Genomic DNA, 18,055 nt, shown 5'->3' with positions numbered 1-18,055 from the left:
CTAACATAGGGGTAAGTGACTCTCAAGCCTAGCGGATACGACTAAAGTTGTAGTGCCATTGCCGCATTTACCCAGGCCCGCCTAGAATCGCCGGCCTTCCTGCTTAATAACCCATAACGATAAGGACTGCATATGTCCGACAAGCCTCCTCTCCCGCTGACTCTCGCTCAAATAATCGACACCTTTAATGCCGGACTGGGCAAGGCCTGCGCCTGGCTCACCCTGTTTCTGGTACTGGGCACCGCCGTGGTGGTGATCCTGCGCTACGGCTTCGGCATCGGCGCGACCGCCCTGCAGGAAGCGGTGCTCTATGCCCACGCTCTGGTGTTTATGGGTGCCGCCGCCTGGGTGCTGCAATGCAATGGCCACGTTCGCGTGGACATCTTCTATCAGAAATTCAGCGGCCGCCGCCAGGCGCTGGTCGATGGTCTCGGCACCCTGCTGTTCCTGTTGCCGGTGTGCCTGTACCTCGGCTGGGCCAGCTGGGATTACGTCGGCAACTCCTGGGCGACCCTGGAGGGCTCCAGCGAATCGGGCGGCCTGAAGTTCGTCTATCTGCAGAAGAGCATCATCCTGGTGCTGGTGTTCAGCCTGGTCTTGCAAGGAATCGCCAACTTGATCAAATCCGCCTACATCCTGACCGGCCGTCTCCCAGCTGTGGAGGTGACGCATGGCTGAGTTGATGGCGATTCTGCTGTTTATCAGCATCTGCGCGGCGCTGATGGCCGGCTACCCGGTGGCCTTTACCCTGGGCGGGGTGTCGCTGCTGTTTGCCGGCATCGGCATCCTCACCGGCACCTTCGATGGCGGCTACCTGAGCGCCCTGCCCAACCGCCTGTTCGGCATCATGAACAACCAGACCATGCTGGCGGTGCCGCTGTTCGTCTTTATGGGGGTGATGCTGGAGAAATCCCGGGTCGCCGAAGACCTGCTGGAATCCATGTCGCGACTGTTCGGCACCCTGCGCGGCGGCCTGGCGATCTCGGTGTGCGTGGTCGGGGCCTTGCTGGCGGCCTCCACCGGCATCGTCGGCGCGACCGTGGTGACCATGGGCCTGCTGGCGCTGCCGACCATGTTGCGCCGCGGTTACGACCCGGCCATCGCCACCGGCACCCTGGCCGCCACCGGTACCCTGGGGCAGATCATTCCACCGTCGATCGTGCTGGTCCTGCTGGGCGACGTGATGTCCAGCGCCTACCAGCAGGCGCAGTTGAAGATGGGCATCTTCTCGCCGAAGACCGTTTCGGTCGGCGACCTGTTCGTCGGTGCGCTACTGCCGGGCCTGCTGTTGGTGGGCCTGTATATCCTCTACATCATCGGCGTAGCGATTTTCCAGCCGAAGAAGCTGCCGGCCCTGCCCCAGGAAGAACTCGGCCCGATCGAGTGGGGCAAGCTGATCAATGCCCTGGTGCCGCCGCTGCTGCTGATCGGCGCGGTGCTCGGCTCGATCCTCGCCGGTTACGCCACCCCCACCGAGGCCGCCGCGCTGGGGGCCGTCGGTGCCATGGGGCTGGCCCTGTACAAAGGCAAGCTGAACTTCAGCCAGCTGCGTCAGGTGGCCTACGGCACCACCGAAATCAGCGCCATGGTGTTCCTGATCCTGATCGGCGCGTCGCTGTTTTCCCTAGTATTCCGCGGCTTCGGCGGCGAGGTGATGATCGAGGACATCTTCGCCCAGCTGCCGGGCGGGGTGCTCGGCGCGTTCTTCCTGGTGATGGTGGTGATCTTCCTGCTCGGATTCATCCTCGACTTTATCGAGATCACCTTCGTGGTGGTGCCGATTGTCGGGCCGGTGCTGCTGGCCATGGGGCTGGACCCGGTCTGGCTGGGGGTGATGATCGCCCTCAACCTGCAGACCTCCTTCCTCACGCCGCCGTTCGGCTTCGCCCTGTTCTACCTGCGCGGCGTCACGCCGCCATCGGTGCCCACCAGCACCATCTACAAGGGCGTGCTGCCGTTTATCCTGATCCAGATTGCCCTGCTGGTGATCGCCTACCAGTTCCCCGGGCTGATTACCTGGCTGCCGGAACAGGTGTACGGCAAATAGGGCCAACACCCGCCCTGCGGGCAATGCTGTTCGCTTGACTGCTGCTCACTTGAGAGAAATGCCGCGTGCCCTTACCGGGCATGCGGCATTTTTCTCGCTTGGCGTCGCACCCGGGGCCCGCACGCTCAGTTCAGGCGCATCCAGTACTTGCCGTCCTGATAGCTGAAGACCATGCCGTCGCGGGTGATCTGCTGCAGACGCAACTCGCCGCTCAGCCGATCGCCCTCGCGCAGGCTGCGGCCGCTGGCACGGATAAAGCGCAGGTTGCTGTCCGTCGAATAGACATGGGCATTGATGCCCAGCTCACGCAGTTGTTGCTGCACCGCGCCGGGCAGATTCTTCCAGTGCGCGACATCGCCCAGGTCTGCGCCTTGGGGTGCGCTTTCATCCAGCTCGCGACGTTGCGGGATCACCGCCCGCGGGGCCTCGCGCGAGGCGGACACCGCAGGGGCCGGTGCCGCGGCCACTCGTCCGGCCCGCTCCGGCAACTGCAGCTGCACGGGGGCACGCACGGGTACCGGCGGCTCGTCGTCCAACTGCACCCGCAGACCCGCCGCGTCCTGCAATTGCTGCAGGCCCGGCACCTGGTCCTGCGGATCGGGGGCGGCGAATACCTCGGTCTCGGCCACCGCCTCGACAGGCAGCTCGACGGGCGGCGGCGCTGCAGCCGTCACTGCGGCTTCCACGGGCACCGGCCTGGCGTCTTCGGCCAGCCACAGCTTGCCGGCGACGCCCCACCCCAGCAGCATCAGCAGCGCGACACTGACCAGCAGCGCCCACCAGCGCCAGAGCTGTTGCGCCACCACCGGGCGGTAGCTGCTCGCCAGTTCCTGAGGCGTATCGATATGCGGAATCTCGCCACGCCCGCGCTGGTTCTCCGACTGTTTCAACGCATTGAGGATATAGGACATCGCCTCACTCCCAGCCTGCTTCGGCAGTGCTCAGCAGCGGAACGTCCGGCTCGGTCAGCGCACTGAGCTGGATCAGGGTCTGCGGTCCGATCACCGCATCGGTGACCAGTTGGTAGTGATGCTGAAAGGCCAGCACCTGCAGCTGCAACGGCTCGTCATAGTGCTGACCCGGTTGCAGGGCCGCCGCACGCCCCTGCAGTTGCGCCAGACGCGCCTCCAGCCAGGGCACCACCGGGCTGCTGGCCTCCGGGCGGATCGGCTCGCGGTAACCCGGCGGCATGCGCCAGAGCAGGAGCTGGCTGCCCTGCATGGCCAGGCGCAGTTCGTCCAGATCGACCCGCTGCAACTCACCCGCCAGCTCCAGAGTGGCACTGGCGGCGGGGCCGTCGAGGGCCACCAGGGCGGCATGGAAACTCTGCCCGCCACGGTTGTGCAGGTTGATCACCGCCGGCAGGTTGAGCTTGAGCAACTCATCCAGATTGGCCACCTGCTGCAGACAGCCCAGCCGATGCAGCCGGGCGAAGCGGCAGACCACCGGGGCCCGGCGCGGGTCGAAGTCCAGCCCCCAGCGGCGGAACAGACTCTGGTAGGCCAGCACCTCGGTGGCCGCCAGGTCTGTTGCGTCCGGCCACTGCCAGTCGGCCGGATTGGCCAGCGCTGGCGGCGTGGCAACGACCTGGGCCTCGACGATTTCCGCCGGCGGTTCGGCCAGTGGCTCAGGCTCGGGCTCGGCAATGGCCTCGACGGCTAGCGGGGGTGGCTGCGCCTGGCTGTCGCTCTGCACCAGCGGCGGCGGAGCCGGGCGCATCAGGGCCAGCAGCTCGCGCCCGCCGGGCAGGAGGAAGCCGGCCAGCAACAGGCCCATCAGCAGCAACGGCAGCAGTGCCCAGCGCCAGCGCGAAGGGCGGCGTTCGGCCTGGCCGAGAATCTCCCGGGCGGCGCGGTTCAGCACCCACCAGTCGACCCGGTTGCAGCGCTCCACATAGGCACCGAGCAGGGCGCGGTCGCAGATGATATTGACCATCCGCGGCACCCCGCCGGTCAGACGGTGCAGCCGGCGCAGCGCCGCCCGGGTGAACAGCGGCGCGGCGCGACCGCCCACCGCCAGCCGATGGGCGACATAGGCACTCAGCTCTTCGCGCGACAGCGCCTTGAGGTGGTAACGCGCGGTGATGCGCTGGTTCAGCTGGCGCAGCTCGGGGCGGGCCAGGGTCGCGAGCAGTTCCGGCTGGCCGATCAGGATGATCTGCAGCAGCTTCTGGCTACTGGTCTCCAGGTTGGTCAGCAGGCGAATCTGCTCCAGCACGTCGAAGCTGAGGTTCTGCGCCTCGTCGATGATCAATACGGTATTGATGCCGCGGGCATGGGACTCCAGCAGGTGGGCGTTGAGGGCATCGATATAGCCCTTGATCCGATGAGCGCTGTGTTGATAGCTGATTTTCAGCTCGTCGCAGATCGCCTCCAGCAACTCGGTGATGCTGTATTTGGGGTTGAGGATAAAGGCGACTTCGGCATGCTCCGGCAACTGCTCCAGCAGGCAACGGCACACCGTGGTCTTGCCGGTGCCGACATCGCCGGTCAGCAGAACGAAGCCGCCGTTGCTGTTGATGCCGTAGAGCAGGCTGGCCAGGGCCTCGCGGTGCTGCTCGCTGAGGTACAGGTAGCGCGGGTTGGGCGCGATGGTGAAGGGCAGCTCGGAGAAACCGAAGTATTGGCTATACATGGCGTCGGACCTCGCAATCTACTGTGACTATAGAAGCCCAGGCAGTAGTTTCCAGCGGTGCCGGGCAAGTCGCCGAACGGTATGTCCTTTCGTCGCCGAAGGCCCCAAATGTCAGGGCTGATCTACACTGCATTTAGAGCCGTAATATTAGAGATAAGCGTTTTTTCAAGGGCTTAACAGATGTCCGCCACAGCATGTCAAACTTCTGACTCGCCGCGCAGAGCCTTGCTCCTTGATCTCTCCGGTGACGACAAACTGCTTACCAACCTGCAGTTGCCCGACTGGGTACTGGACCGGGCGAGTAATGCCGAAAGCGCCTACGGCATGCTCAAGTTCCATAATTACCGGGTCGCCATTGCCCTGCTGCCGGAACTGCCGGACACCCACTACGAAGAGATCGAAGGCCTGCTCGATCGCGACGAGCACCTGGCCTGGGTCGCGCTGACCCGCCAGAGCGCTCTGGAGAAGCAGGACTTCCGGCGACTGATCTACGAACACTTCTACGACTACTTTTCACTGCCCCTGGACGACACTCTGGAGCACCTCAAGCACGCCCTGGGGCATCTGGAGGGCATGTCGAAGCTGCGCGACATGGAAGAAGAAAGCCTGCTGCCGGTGACAGAGTTCCAGATGGTCGGTGGCAGCAAGCAGTTCCTCGCCATCTTCGACCAGATCCGCCGGGTGGCCGGGGTCGAGGCCCCGGTACTGATTCGCGGCGAAACCGGGGTGGGCAAGGAGATGATCGCCCGCGCCGTCCACCAGCGCTCGCCGCAGTGCGACGGCCCCTTCGTCGCGGTCAATTGCGGGGCCCTGCCGGAAACCCTGATCCATGCCGAGCTGTTCGGTTACGAAAAGGGCTCCTTCACCGGGGCCTACAAGCGCAAGATCGGCCGGGTCGAGGCGGCGCAGAACGGCACCATCTTCCTCGACGAGATCGGCGACCTGCCGCCGCAGATGCAGGTCTACCTGCTGCGCTTCCTCGAACAGAAAACCATCGAACGTCTCGGCGGCAACCAGAGCATCCAGGTCAACGCCCGGGTGATCGCCGCCACCCACGTCAACCTGGAAGAGGCGGTGGCCGACGGGCGCTTTCGCGAAGACCTCTACTATCGGCTCAACGTGCTGAGCATCCTGGTGCCGCGCCTGGCCGACCGCGGCAACGACATCGAGCTGCTGGCTCGCTACTTTCTGCACAAGTTCGGCAAGGAATACGGCACCAGCTCCCGCGGCTTCACCCGTCAGGCGGTGGGGGCGATGCTCAACCATGCCTGGCCGGGCAATGTGCGCGAAATGATCAATCGCATCCGCCGCGCCCTGGTGATGAGCGAGAACCGCATGATCACCCCCGCCGACCTGGGCCTGCAGGAATGCGAAACCCTGGACATGGTCATGCCCCTGGAGCAGGCCCGCGCCCACGCCGAGGAACTGGCGGTGCGCAGCTGCCTGAGCCACGCCATGAACAATGTGTCCAAGGCCGCCAAACTGCTCGGCGTCTCACGCGTGACCCTCTACCGCATGATGGACAAATACGGCGTGCGTTGACCGCCCTCAGCGCCCACACAATGCCCGCCGCGACCCGCCGATGCCAGGGGCTCAGCCTGCGGCAGCGACGGTAGCCGGTCAGGACTTGTCTACACCCGACCAGGCCCACTGTAACGGGGGCTGAACAACTCCCCGTTCGCCGCCCCGGGTCTGCACGGCCGCCCCCCCTGAAATAGCCACCTCGCGGCAAATGGCGCATTCCCTGCATGTTTCATCTTGCCTTGCGGAGAGAATGTCATGCCCCCAGAGGGTCGTAGAGCCACAGACTTCCAGACGCCGGACAGAAGAGCGAACGGCGTCAAGGAAACCATTGCCACGCACCCTGAAAGTGATGCGCTGCCCTTCCCGTTGTTCAGCGATACCCCTTTTATGAACTGGAACCTGCTGCACCGCAAATACCGTCTGCTGGATCACTTACACCCCAGTTGCCAACCGCTGATCAAGCTGTGGGACGAGGCCAACGGCGACTAGTCTCACCTCGACCCTGAAATGCCGTTTCACCGCCGCCCAGCCGTTCAGAAAAGAAAAATGCCGCTTCCGCCCTGCCAGGGAAGCGGCATTTTTTTGCGCTGAGAGCCACCACGCGCCAAATCAGCTTCACTGCCGAGCTTATGTGAAAAACGACAGATTATTGGGTCAAAACACTGGCGACTCAGGCCCGCAAGAATGCGAACCCCGTCGCAAGACCTAGCGGCACTGCGATAAACGGTTGTAAACCCCGGAAAATCCTCACTTTCTACCGGAAAGGCTCTGCCATGCAGCCTGCAGCCGTTATTGCAAAAAGTTCTAGATCGTTTTTCAACCAAAGCTCTGGGTTTTATTCATGATTTGTATAAAAAATGAACAGCTCCGGTGTTAATTTCTGCATCCGTAACAGCTGTACAGAAAATAAACAGATCGATTCTGGCAACTGTTACAGGAAACACCCCGCTGCAAGGTGCAGTAAACAGTGAAGTTTGCCGACCCGGCCGCTGACGTTACAGCAGCCGGGGCGCTCGAGGGGCTTTAAGCGGACGGCCACGGTCGTCCATGTAGTACTGCTCACAGAAAGCTCCTCTCCCGACAAAGGCATAACCAGGGCAACCTGGCGACGCAAAGTTACGGGCCCCCCCGGGGTTGCCGGACTGCCGAAGGAGACCTCCCTCATGGACAGCCGTGAAGAGGACTTTTCTGAACCTGTTTCAGGAGAACCTCATGCGCACGTCCATGCCCCGCTACGCCCTCGCCCTGGCCCTTTTCGCCGCCGGTGGTCTCACCTACAGCGCCAACGCCGCCAGCGCTGAGAGCCACGATCAGACCCACGACGAGCGGCAACCGACCGCCAGCAGCGCCGCCGCACGCCAGGCAGCGGGCCAGCAGACCCAGGCACTACTGGCGCTGCACAAGCGCTGGCAGGCCGCCAGCGGGGCGGCACGCGATCAGCTGCAGCGTCAGCTGCTGGCCAAGGCCGAGGAGCGCCGCGCCCTGCTCGGCGAGATGGCCGAACAGCACCCTGGCGAACTGCTGCAGATGACCATTCCCGAGGACAAGCAGCGCGGCATGCCCGCCGAGGTGCTGGCCAAGCTGGAGCAGCGTCTGGACCTGGAAGGCGAGCTGGAAGTGATCTACGAAGACTACGAGGACGGCAGCAAACTGCGTCACCTGCTCAAGACCCCGTTCGGCGAGCGCTTCGAACTGCGTTTCGCCACGCGCAACAAGGAATGGCGTAGCGGCCTGGCCGTGCGCGCCCAGGGCTGGCTGCTGGAGTCCGGCGATGCGCTGGGCAGCGTCCAGGGTGATCTGGTACTCAGTGACGACGAACAGGGCCTGATGCTGGCCGACGGCGGCACCGGCAGCGGTACCCTGGCCTACGACATGCCCAACACCACCGGTGCGCAGCGCACCCTGGCGATCCTGGTCAACTTCCAGGACCAGCCGAGCGATAAGCCCTGGACCACCAGCCAGGCCAACAGCCTGGTGTTCGGTGATGTCAGCAACTTCTTCAAGGAAAACTCCAGCCAGCAGACCTGGCTCACCGGCAACATCGCCGGCTGGTACACCATCCCGGTCGACAGCACTGTATGCGACGGCTTCGCCATCGAGAAATACGCCAAGCAGGCGGCCCAGAGCGGCGGCTACAACCTGGCCAACTACGACCGCTTCGTCTACCTCTTCCCGAAGAACGCCTGCGGCTACACCGGCATGGGCCAGGTCGGTGCCCTGCCCTCCAGCACCTGGATCAACGGCAGCATGATCCAGCGCACCGTGGCCCATGAGCTGGGCCACAACCTGGGCCTGCACCACGCCCATGCCATGGACTGCGGCGACGCCACTCTGAGCAGTAGCTGCGCCACCCAGGAATACGGCGACACTGTCGACATCATGGGTTACTCAGGCACGGTCGGACACTTCAACCTGTTCAACAAGGAACGTCTGGGCTGGCTGTCCAGCGGCAACCTGATCAACGTCGCCAGCGCCGGCAGCTTCAATCTGCAGCCCAACAGTGTAGAGACCAGCGCGGCCAAGGGCCTGAAGATCGCCAAAGGCGTAGATGCCAGCGGCCAGCCCAGCTATTACTACGTGGAGCTGCGCAAGCCACTGGGCTTCGACGCGCAGATCATCGACCGCGGCGTGGTGGACACGGGCAACATCTTCAACGGCGTGACCATCCGCCAGGCCAGCCCGAGCAATGGCAACAGCGGCTATCTGCTGGACATGACCGCCGGCAGCAACTTCGTCGACATGAAGGACGCCGCCCTGGTCGGCGGGCGCAGCTTCAGCGACCCGGCAGCGGGCCTGGCCATCAGCACCGAATGGGTAGACGCCAGCCAGGCCCTGGTCAGTGTCGACTTTTCCGGCAGCACTGCGCCGACCTGCACCCGTAATGCGCCGAGCATCAGCATGACGCCCGGGCAGAGCACCTGGCTGGCCGCCGGCAGCAGCTTCGACTACAGCGTCACGGTGACCAACAAGGACAGCGCCGGCTGCGCCGGCAGCAGCTTCAGCCTCAGCGCCGGCCAGCCCAGCGGCTGGAGCACCAGCCTGCCCAGCAGCCTCAGCCTGGTACCCGGTGCCAGCGCCAGCGTGACCCTGCGCGCCACCTCGCCGAGCAGTGCCGTCGACGGCTTCTACAGCATCAGCGCCAGCGCCAGTGCCAACACCACGAGCGCCAGCGCCAGCGCCAGCTATGTGGTCGACAACCCGGTCAGCACCAGCAACAGCGCGCCGCTGGCCAAGGACGACAGCGTGCTGCTGACCAGCATCGCCCCGGTGACCATCAATGTGCTGGGCAACGACAGCGATCCGGAAGGCGACAGCCTCAAGGTGGTGAGCGTCGTCCAGGGCAGCAAGGGCTCGGTGACCCTCAATAGCGACGGCACCCTGACCTACAGCCCGGCCAAGAGCTTCAAGAGCGGCGACCAGTTCAGCTACAGCATCAGCGACGGCAAGCTGAGCGCCAGCGCCACCGTCTCTATCGGCCTGCAAAGCGGCGGCTCGGACGGCGGCAGCACCGGCAGCACCGGCGGCAAGGGCAAGAACAGCAGGTAAGCCGCTAGCTGGCGAGCCAGGCGCGTCCTGGCTCGCGGCCAAGGCCGCGGCTATAGATCGCGCAAACACGCAACAAAAAAGCGCAGGGCCAAGCCCTGCGCTTTATCGTTGCTAAGCGTACCCGGGTCGTCCCTGACGCCGGGCCTCCCTCAATCAGAAGGAGTTGTCGTTGGCCAAGTCGCAGCCCAGGTTGTTATCAATGTCGAGCGCCGTGGCCAGGGCCAGGATGGTAGCCCGGTCCTTGGTGGCCAGTGCGGCGTTGACGTCGGCGATCACCGAGGCAGCCGAGCGCGGGAAGTCCACGTCCGGGTGAGCCGCGTTGAGGATCGACGCCACAGCGGCACGCAGGAGGATCTGCGCGGCACCGACCAGATTGTCACCACCACCGTAGTCCAGCGCCTGGAGCAAGGTATCGCCACCAAGCTGGTTGCTCAGCACGCCGTTAGGCAGGCTGAATACCGAACCGACAAGCTGGTTCGGGCTGTAGCCAACCCAGCTGCCTGTGCTGTTCTTCCAGAAGCCGGGAGTGCAACCTTCCTCACCGGGCGGTGGTACTTCGCAGGTGGCACTGGCTGGACTGCTGGAGACCGGCGAGCTTTCCACGGCATCGCTGGCAGTGGCTACCACGGTGTTGGTCGAAGATCCGGCTACGCCGGGATCGTAACTGCCGTTGTAGTTGGCCGATTCGCCCGGTGCCAGGTCGCCGATGTTGAACACCACATCGTCCGAGGTATCCCCCGGGGTGCCGTTATCGTCGGTGACGATGACATTGAGCAAGGCCACATTGCCACTGTTGGTCACGCTACCGTCGAACAGGATCGGCATGCCGAAGGCCGGCGCGTCGGTGCACTGCTTGACGACGTCCAGGGCCGGTTCGATGTCCGCACTGCAAGTGGCGGAGGCGGTTTCCGAGACCGGGGTGCCGGTCAGCAGATCGCTACCGCTGGCGGTGACCATATCGGTCGAACTGCTACCGCTGGCACTGAAGCTGCCGCTGTAGTCGGCCGATGCGCCTGGAGCCAGGTCGATCGGACCGAGGACGGTGACATCGTCGGAGGTATCGCCCGGGGTACCGTTGTCATCCACTACGGTCACGCCGGTCAGCACCACATCACCGATGTTGGTTACCGTGCCGCCGAAGCTGACGTCGATGCCAGTACCGCCGGCATTGATATCCGCCGTGCAGAGCTTGTCGACGGCGATAGCCGGGTTGGTATCGGCAGCGCAGCTGGCGCTGGCTTGGGCCTGTACCGGCGTATCGCTGAGTACATCAGTACCGCTGGCCACCACCTGATCGGTGGAGCTGGTGGTGCCGAGTACGCCGAAACCGCCGTTGTAGTCGACCGAGGCCCCGACATCCAGATTGCCGATCGGGATGGTCACGTCATCGCTGGTATCGCCCGGCGTGCCGTTGTCATCCACCACCTCGACGTCCTTCAGGGCGACGTTACCGCTATTGGTCACCGTACCCATATAGCTGACATCAATGCCGTCACCGCCGCTGTTGACCGTTGCGGTGCACTGCTTGGTCACTTCCAGTGCCGGCTCTAGGTCAGGCGAGCAGGTGGCCTCGGCGGTATCCGATACCGAGGTGCCGTTGCGATGGCCGGTAGCTGTCACCACATCCGTGGCCGGAATGGCCATGGTCGGGTAGTCGCCCGAGTAGTTGGCGCTTTCACCGGCCGCCAGGGTAGCAGGCCCGAACACCACGACATCGTCATTGGCATCGTCCGGCGTGCCCATATCGTCGACCACGGTCACGTCATTCAGCGGCAAGGCACCGGTGTTGGTCACGGTACCGCTGAAGTTGACCAGGATGCTGTTACCGCCATCTTCCGTGTTGACCTCGGCCACGCACTCCTTGGTTACCGAAATGGCACAGACGTCGAAGTTGCCCAGCACAAAGTCCTTCAACTGTGCGGTTTCCGAACGCGAGGAGCGGGTTTCGGCGAGGAAGCTGCTGAAACAGGGCACATTGCCACCCAGCAGCGCGCTGACGTTGATGCCGCCCTCGAAGAAGCTTTCCTGGGGCAGGCGGTTCTTGTTACCCAGCTTGGGCGCATATGGCCAGGCGGGCAGCCCCAGGTCGGCCTTGTTGGTGATGGCGCAGGCCAGCTTGTTGCCGCTACCGTCGCACTCGGCGTTGGTCGAGCTGAACAGCAGGCTCAGGTTGTCGGCCACCACGTCACCTTGGCCGAGCGGATCCCACTCGTAGACCTTGATCTCCGGCACGGCGTTGGCCCCTTGCGGGTACTCCACCAGCACCATCAGGTCGCCCCGTTTGCCGGCGGCGTCATCACGGGCCGCATGCTGGCCGATAAAGGTACCGTTCGGCCCCAGCCCCACGTCATCCTGGAAGAACCAGAAGGCGGCATGGGCGTCGCCGTTGTTGGCGAAGCGATCCAGACCAAAGTAGATGATCATGTCGCCGGCCTGATGCAGCACTTCGCCGCCATGGCTGACGTCGCTCGGGTTGATATAGGCCGCAGCATAGGCGTTGGTGATGTCGTCCTTGTCCGGCACGTTGCCACTGGTATGGGCCCAGTTGGGGATGTCGAGAATGTCCTTCGACCCGCCACCGGTAAAGATGGTCAATGGCGAGGGGTCGGCGAGGATAGTGGTGAAGGCGACCGAACTGCCGGGCGGGCTGGTGTACAGACCGTCCCAGTCGTCGCCACCGCCACCATTGTCGACGGTGTTGCCGTCCAGCTCGAACAGTCCCGGTGGATTGCCGTCCACGGCGTTGACCGCCGTGATCGTCATACCGCCCACCAGCAGCGCACTGAGCAGAACGCGCAGCAGCGTTTGCAGGAAGTTATTCGTGAACATTTTTTTGCTCCCAAGCGTTGCTCCGGCATGCCTGCCGGCTATCAACGCCAAGCCCTGGTGCCGCGGTTCGCCCGGGCACAGCCATAGCCACAACCGCCTTCGGCAGCCAGGTAGCGCTTGCACAGGGTTCCCGTTCGTCCTGATAGGTCATGGGGGTGGAACCGGAACCGCCCGAAGACCAAGCGGTCTTCTCGACCACAGGATTCCAATTTCCGTGCCAAATTAGTAAACCATTGATATATATTGATTTTTTAATTCTTTTCGCAAATCTGCCAGGGCCTGTTGAAATATCCTTGAGCATTCGCGCGTAAGGCTGTCCAGCATTTGAAACATCCGGCAGAGCGAAACGCAGGCAATCCGGGCGGAGACCAGTCGGCATCGGCCTCTGCCACTTTCGGGCGCAGGCACAGCGCTGTTTAGGGGGCGAAACAAAGCGGGTAAAAGGGCTGTGCAGGAACGTCGAAGGGGTGCCTGAGCACCCCTTCGACTGTGGTTGATGGCCCTGCCTCTGTCAGGGCCACACGAGGGTCGGATCAATTACTGTCGGGTACCGGGCACAGCGGGCAATCGGCGCTGACCGGACCGGCTGCCACTTCGTCGCCGCCAATCAAGGCGGTGCCAGTGGCGGTGGCGGTATTGACGAAGGACAGACTGCTGGGCAGATCCAGGCTATCGCCGGCACCGAGGGAGAAGCCATCCGGCCGGTAAGTCTGGCGGAAGGTCGCTGCAACACCCGGGTTCAGAGTACCGGTGCACTCATAGGGAGTCGCCGGCGGGCAGGTGAATAGTGTGCTGCCCTCTTCGACCAGCGCCTGCACCTGATCATCGCTGACGGTCACTGCCAGGGCCACGTCGCCGGTGTTGGTCACCACTATTACATTGTCCACCTCGACCAGTACCACGCCGCCCTCGGCCACCAGGCGCACGCCGGCATCCTCCGGATCACAGTCCTTGACGATACTCAGGTCAGGGTTCACGTCCGGCGCACAAGAGGCCACGCTGGCGCTGTCGCTGACCACGCTCTGGTCGAAGACATTGGTACCGCTGGCCTCGATGGTGTTGCTGTGGGCGAAGCCACTGTCCTGCAGCTCGAAGCTGTAGAACAGCAGGGCTCCTGGGGCCAGAGTGCCCGGCAAGACGAAGGCAGCGTCGACATTGACATCGAGGACGCCGTCGCCATCATCCAGCCAGGCCGAAATGGTTCCAGCGTAGACGTTGTCGCTCAGGTTGACGCCTTCCAGCTTGACGTTACCGGTGTTCTCCACCGTGCCGGAGATGGTGCGGTCGACCTGAGTCCCCTCGTTTGTCACATCGGCGACGCAGTTCTTGCTCACCTCGATATCCGGGTTGCCAGTGGGTGGGCACTCCGCGGAGGTTGCGGTATCCGTATCGATCAGCAGTCCGGTGCCGGGATCGTAGAACCTCATGGTCACGGTATCGACGAACTCAGTGTTCTCGTCGTACTCGGTGAGGCTGTACTCGCCCTCGTAGACCACGGTCTGGCCACCGCCCAGATTGAAACTGGCCATAGCACCTAGAGTCAGGCCGCCGATATCGGCTTCGCCGTCGCAGCGACCATCGACTACGCCGCCAGCGCTGCCGTCGACGCAGACCTTGGTAAACACCGAGTTGGCCTGGTCGTCTTCCAGCTCGATATCCAGGGCCAGGCCGCCGGTGTTGCTGACTTCGCCCCAGAAGGTCACGGTCACGCTATCGCCGTCGGTGCTGATCTCGGACTCGCAGAACTTGCTGACGTTGGCACCGCAGGCATCAAAGCCACCGAAGGCGAAGTCTTCCAGGCTGGCGGTTTCCGAACGGGACGAACGGGTTTCCGCCAGGTAGGAGGAAATGCACGGGGTACTGCCGAGGATGCCGGTCAGGTTGATGCCCCCTTCGAAGAAAGTCTGAGTCGGCATATCGCTGGTGGCGTTGCCGCCTTTGGGCGTGTAGTCCCAGGGCGGGTTGGCAAGGGTCTGCAGGTTGACCTTGGCACAGGCCAGTTTGCCGATATTGCCGGTGTTGTCGCACTCGGCCTGGCTGGCGCTGTAGACCAGATGCAGGTTGGGGGCGATGTTCGGGCCGCGCACCTGATTCGGGTCCCATTCGTAGACCTTGATCTCCGGCGTGGCCCCCGAGGCCTGGGGATACTCCACCAACACCAGCACGTCGCCGGGCTCGTTGAGGGTGGCGGCCACATGGTTGCCGGTAAACTGACCGCTGCTACCCGCGCCGAGGCCGACCGCGGGGTCCTGGAAGAACCAGAAGCCGCCGAAGGTGTCGCCGCTGTTGGCGAAACGATCCATGCCGAAGTACACGATCAGGTCGCCCTGCTCATGCAGCCTGGGGGTTTGCGCCGTACAGGCCACGATCAGGTTATCGGTCAGGTTGTTGACGCAGACATCGGCCGGGGCGGTATAGGCGGCGGCGAAGGCGTTGGTGATATTGCTCTTGTCGGAAACGCTGCCTTCTTTGTACCACCACTCGGAAACATCGCTGACGTCCTTGGATCCGCCCTTCCAGAAAATGGTCTGGGGGGCAGGGTCCGGCAGTACGCCGGTAAAGGTGATCATATTGGCCGGGGTGGCACCGCTATGCAGGGCATCCCAGTCGCTGGGACCGCCGGCGGGACTGTCAGTGAAATCACCCTCGAGTTCGAACAGCGCGAGGTCGTTGACGCCTATACCGTCCACGGCGCGAACCGTGGCCGTGGTGGCGATCCCTCCCATCAGCAGGGCGCTGAGTAGACAGCGCGGCAGAGCGCTGCGAAGTTTCTTATTGCGCATGATGACCCTCCATGCCCCAGCGGGCGCGCCAGTGGGGCGGAGAAACTCGTCGCGTGAAGTGCGGCGAAATACCTAGTGATTAGGTCCCCAAAAGTGTGCGGCCGAATGCCAGCCTTCGCCCTAGCGGGGTCCTGCTCCGGAGTACGCCTCGATCTCCTCGCAGAGTGGCTATCAATTACTGTGCCACCAGCTTAAGTAACTGTTTTTAATAGATTTTTAATGGATGAGTAGCAAGCGCTGGCACAGCCTTGAAACAGTCACCTGCAGGGCCGGAAGAAAAGCTGTACAGCTCGCGTGACAGCGCCTCTCGATTGTTTACAGCCATGCACCACGGCAACCAGACGGCAGAGGGCGCGAGCCCGGATAGCTGTTGCACAGGCTCGCCCGGCACGGGCAAAGGGAAATTACCGAGGCTGTTACAGAGGGATAAGCCGGTCGGCGTTGCGCCAACCTGCGCCGTGTATCGGCCCCGTCGAACAGGGGCCGATGCACTCTGCTAGAGCTCGCGCGGTGGATTCTGCCGGGCATCCTGGGGCAGGCTGATGTCTTTGAGCTTGCTGCGGTATTCCTGGGTGACGTCGCGCGCCTCGTCCAGGGTCGAGACCACGCTTGGGGTGATCATCACCACCAGTTCGGTACGGCTCAAGGACTTGCCCTGGCTGCCGAAGGCCCAGCCCAGCACCGGGATATTGCGCAGGTAGGGCAGGCCCTCGTTGACCCGCCCGTTGTTCTCCTTGATCAGGCCACCAAGCACCAGGGTTTCGCCGCTGAGCACCGAGACGCTGGTGTTGATCCGCCGCTGGGTGATGGTCGGCGAGTCGATCCCCGAGGTGGTGGTGGCCTTGACGTCGTTGACCTCCTGGGTGATCTCCAGGGCGATCATGCCGCCAGCGTTGATCCGCGGTTTGACCTCCAGCAGCACGCCGGTGTCGCGGAACTGGATGGTGCTGGTGACCAGCGCCGAGGGGTCGCCGGGCTGGTTGATCACGCCACTGGTATTGGTGGTTTCCGAGGTGCGCACCGGCACCTGATCGCCGACGCGGATGGTCGCGGTACGGTTGTCCTGCACCATCAGGGTCGGCGAGGAGATCACGTTGATCTTCGAGTCGGAAGCCAGCAGGTCGAGCAGCAAACGCGCTCCGGCGGCGTCGAAGACGGCCAGACCACCGGTGGGGGTCAGGTCGGTCGGCGTGACCAGGGGGAAGCGGCCGAGGGTACCTCGCACGCTCTTGCCGTCCAGATTACTGTTGAAGAACCATTGCAGGCCGTAGCGCAATTCGTCCTCCAGGGCCACCTCGACTATGGTGGCCTCCACCAGCACCTGCAACGGCAGCACGTCGAGCTTGCGGATCACCCTGAGCAACTTGTCGTAGTCACCGGGCGTGGCCAGCACCAGCAAGGCGTTGTTCTCCTCGTCGGCGATCACGCTCACCGCCCCCACCTCCAGGTTGCTGCCCTCCACCCCCGGCACGTTGAGGCTGGTCTCGGGCAACGCCGTCGGCGTTTCGCCCTCGGTCTCGCCCTCGAGCACCGGAGCGGGTCGCCGTACCGGCAAGGCCTGGCCTTCATCCTCCGGCCGGCTCTGTTTCTGGCCCTCGAGCAGGGCATTGAGAATTTCCGCCAGGCGCGGGGCCTTACCGTTCTTCACCTGGTAGACGAACATGCTCGCGCCCTGGGCGTTCTCCGCGCGGTCGAGCCGTTGCACCCAGGCGCGGGCATCCTCCAGGTACTTGGCCTGGGGGGTGATCACCATCAGCGCGTTGAGCCGTTCGATCGGCAGGAAGCGCACCACCCCGGCCAGCGGCCCACTGGCGGTGTCGCCGAAGATCGCATCCAGCTCGCCGAGCAGCACCCGGGCGTCCACCTCCTGCAGGCGGAACAAGCCCACGGACATGCCGCGCAACTGGTCGACGTCGAACACCCGAACGGTATCGCGGATATTGTTCAGCTCCTGCTGGTTGCCAGCCACCAGCAGCAGGTTGCGCGCCTCGTCCACCTGCAGCAGGCCCTTGTTGGGCCTGAGCGGCTCGAGGATCTTGTGCATCTCCGCCGCCGCGATATAGCGCAGCGGCACCACCAGCAACTGGTAGCCGCGCTGACCCTGGGGACTCAGACGGGGCACCATGGCCCCCGCCGGTGCCGCCTCGACCGGCACCACCTCATACAGGCCTTGGCTGCGCACCAGCACCGCGCCATTGAGCTGCAGCAGGGTCTCGAGGATCGGCAACAGGTCGTCGCGCTGCAACGGCCGGCTGGTCTGCAGGCTGACGCTGCCGCTGACATTCTTGTCCAGCACGTAATTGACCCGGAGAATCTCGCCGAGCACGATTTTGACCACCTCGGCGATCTCGATGTCCTGGAAGTTCAGGGTGATATCGCCCTCGGCGATAGGCGGGCTGTCCAGGCCCGGGCCCAGGTCGATCATGCTGCCGGAGCCGCGGTAGAGTTCGGCGCTGCTCGGCGGCCGTGAGGCCACCGCGCTGCGTTCGAGGGCGAAGCGGCTGTCCAGTTCGGCCTTGGCCGCCGGCGTACCGACCCGTGCCTGGCGCTCGGCCGGCGGTTCCAACTGCGGTTCTTTGCCCCAGGGGCGGTCGAACGTGGCACGGTCGCCGCCGGGCATCGTGGCGCAAGCGCCGAGCAGCAGGCAAACCAGTGGCCAGATCCTGAAGTGTGTCGGATTGCTCATCGCGTA

10 protein-coding genes and 1 riboswitch are annotated in these 18,055 nt (G+C 63.9%); of the genes, 5 read left to right on the top strand and 5 right to left on the bottom strand.

Annotated features, from left to right (window positions below; all coding sequences use genetic code 11):
- Positions 1 to 132 precede the first annotated feature (132 nt).
- Positions 133 to 678 carry a TRAP transporter small permease subunit gene (locus WMW70_RS00365; protein ID WP_341435552.1) on the top strand — a complete coding sequence of 182 codons (546 nt, stop codon included), beginning with the start codon at positions 133 to 135 and terminating at the stop codon, positions 676 to 678.
- Entirely contained in the window at positions 671 to 2,047 is a 1,377-nt protein-coding gene (locus WMW70_RS00360) for a TRAP transporter large permease (RefSeq protein WP_341435551.1), read from the top strand. Before WMW70_RS00365 ends, WMW70_RS00360 begins: the two co-directional genes overlap by 8 nt.
- Before the next feature lie 125 nt (positions 2,048 to 2,172).
- Here the strand turns inward: WMW70_RS00360 and WMW70_RS00355 are convergent, their stop codons facing one another.
- Together WMW70_RS00355 and WMW70_RS00350 are read right to left on the bottom strand one after the other, a co-directional pair.
- On the bottom strand, positions 2,173 to 2,958 hold the full coding sequence (locus tag WMW70_RS00355; RefSeq protein ID WP_341435550.1) for a general secretion pathway protein GspB: 786 nt from the start codon (positions 2,956 to 2,958) through the stop codon (positions 2,173 to 2,175).
- 4 nt (positions 2,959 to 2,962) lie between these two features.
- Positions 2,963 to 4,681: an ExeA family protein gene (locus WMW70_RS00350; RefSeq protein WP_341435549.1), complete on the bottom strand. Its 1,719-nt coding sequence runs from the start codon at positions 4,679 to 4,681 to the stop codon at positions 2,963 to 2,965.
- Between the two features lie 180 nt (positions 4,682 to 4,861).
- Here WMW70_RS00350 and WMW70_RS00345 point away from each other — a divergent pair, with 180 nt between their 5' ends.
- The 3 genes from WMW70_RS00345 (at position 4,862) to WMW70_RS00335 (ending at position 9,751) form a co-directional block, all read left to right on the top strand.
- Positions 4,862 to 6,223, top strand: coding sequence for a sigma-54 dependent transcriptional regulator (locus WMW70_RS00345; RefSeq protein WP_341435548.1), 1,362 nt, complete (start codon positions 4,862 to 4,864; stop codon positions 6,221 to 6,223).
- A 237-nt stretch (positions 6,224 to 6,460) separates the two neighbouring features.
- The gene (locus WMW70_RS00340; RefSeq protein WP_341435547.1) at positions 6,461 to 6,694 is read left to right on the top strand and encodes a hypothetical protein; all 234 of its coding nucleotides are present in this window, start codon (positions 6,461 to 6,463) and stop codon (positions 6,692 to 6,694) included.
- 586 nt (positions 6,695 to 7,280) lie between these two features.
- Positions 7,281 to 7,355, top strand: a riboswitch (cyclic di-GMP riboswitch).
- Positions 7,356 to 7,417: 62 nt separating this feature from the next.
- Positions 7,418 to 9,751 (top strand): Ig-like domain-containing protein, encoded by a 2,334-nt coding sequence (locus tag WMW70_RS00335; RefSeq protein WP_341435546.1) that lies wholly within the window; start codon positions 7,418 to 7,420, stop codon positions 9,749 to 9,751.
- A gap of 153 nt (positions 9,752 to 9,904) precedes the next feature.
- On the opposite strand, the gene WMW70_RS00330 is transcribed toward WMW70_RS00335, so the two are convergent.
- The 3 genes from WMW70_RS00330 to gspD all read right to left on the bottom strand — a co-directional run bounded on the left by WMW70_RS00330 (position 9,905) and on the right by gspD (position 18,049).
- Positions 9,905 to 12,580 carry a DUF7507 domain-containing protein gene (locus WMW70_RS00330; protein ID WP_341435545.1) on the bottom strand — a complete coding sequence of 892 codons (2,676 nt, stop codon included), beginning with the start codon at positions 12,578 to 12,580 and terminating at the stop codon, positions 9,905 to 9,907.
- A gap of 533 nt (positions 12,581 to 13,113) precedes the next feature.
- On the bottom strand, positions 13,114 to 15,363 hold the full coding sequence (locus tag WMW70_RS00325) for a hypothetical protein (protein WP_341435544.1): 2,250 nt from the start codon (positions 15,361 to 15,363) through the stop codon (positions 13,114 to 13,116).
- Between the two features lie 496 nt (positions 15,364 to 15,859).
- Positions 15,860 to 18,049 carry a type II secretion system secretin GspD gene (gene gspD / locus WMW70_RS00320; protein ID WP_341435543.1) on the bottom strand — a complete coding sequence of 730 codons (2,190 nt, stop codon included), beginning with the start codon at positions 18,047 to 18,049 and terminating at the stop codon, positions 15,860 to 15,862.
- Between the last annotated feature and the right edge of the window lie 6 nt (positions 18,050 to 18,055).

Origin of the sequence: Pseudomonas sp. XK-1, from assembly GCF_038069885.1 — a bacterium.
Lineage (GTDB): Bacteria > Pseudomonadota > Gammaproteobacteria > Pseudomonadales > Pseudomonadaceae > Aquipseudomonas.
This window is presented reverse-complemented; position numbering and strand designations above follow the sequence as displayed.

Excerpts from the sequence above, each read along its gene's own strand:
- WMW70_RS00365 (WP_341435552.1), top strand. The coding sequence starts at position 133 with ATGTCCGACAAGCCTCCTCTCCCGCTGACTCTCGCTCAAATAATCGAC.
- WMW70_RS00360 (WP_341435551.1), top strand. The coding sequence starts at position 671 with ATGGCTGAGTTGATGGCGATTCTGCTGTTTATCAGCATCTGCGCGGCG.
- WMW70_RS00355 (WP_341435550.1), bottom strand. The coding sequence starts at position 2,958 with ATGTCCTATATCCTCAATGCGTTGAAACAGTCGGAGAACCAGCGCGGG.
- WMW70_RS00350 (WP_341435549.1), bottom strand. The coding sequence starts at position 4,681 with ATGTATAGCCAATACTTCGGTTTCTCCGAGCTGCCCTTCACCATCGCG.
- WMW70_RS00345 (WP_341435548.1), top strand. The coding sequence starts at position 4,862 with ATGTCCGCCACAGCATGTCAAACTTCTGACTCGCCGCGCAGAGCCTTG.
- WMW70_RS00340 (WP_341435547.1), top strand. The coding sequence starts at position 6,461 with ATGCCCCCAGAGGGTCGTAGAGCCACAGACTTCCAGACGCCGGACAGA.
- WMW70_RS00335 (WP_341435546.1), top strand. The coding sequence starts at position 7,418 with ATGCGCACGTCCATGCCCCGCTACGCCCTCGCCCTGGCCCTTTTCGCC.
- WMW70_RS00330 (WP_341435545.1), bottom strand. The coding sequence starts at position 12,580 with ATGTTCACGAATAACTTCCTGCAAACGCTGCTGCGCGTTCTGCTCAGT.
- WMW70_RS00325 (WP_341435544.1), bottom strand. The coding sequence starts at position 15,363 with ATGCGCAATAAGAAACTTCGCAGCGCTCTGCCGCGCTGTCTACTCAGC.
- gspD (WP_341435543.1), bottom strand. The coding sequence starts at position 18,049 with ATGAGCAATCCGACACACTTCAGGATCTGGCCACTGGTTTGCCTGCTG.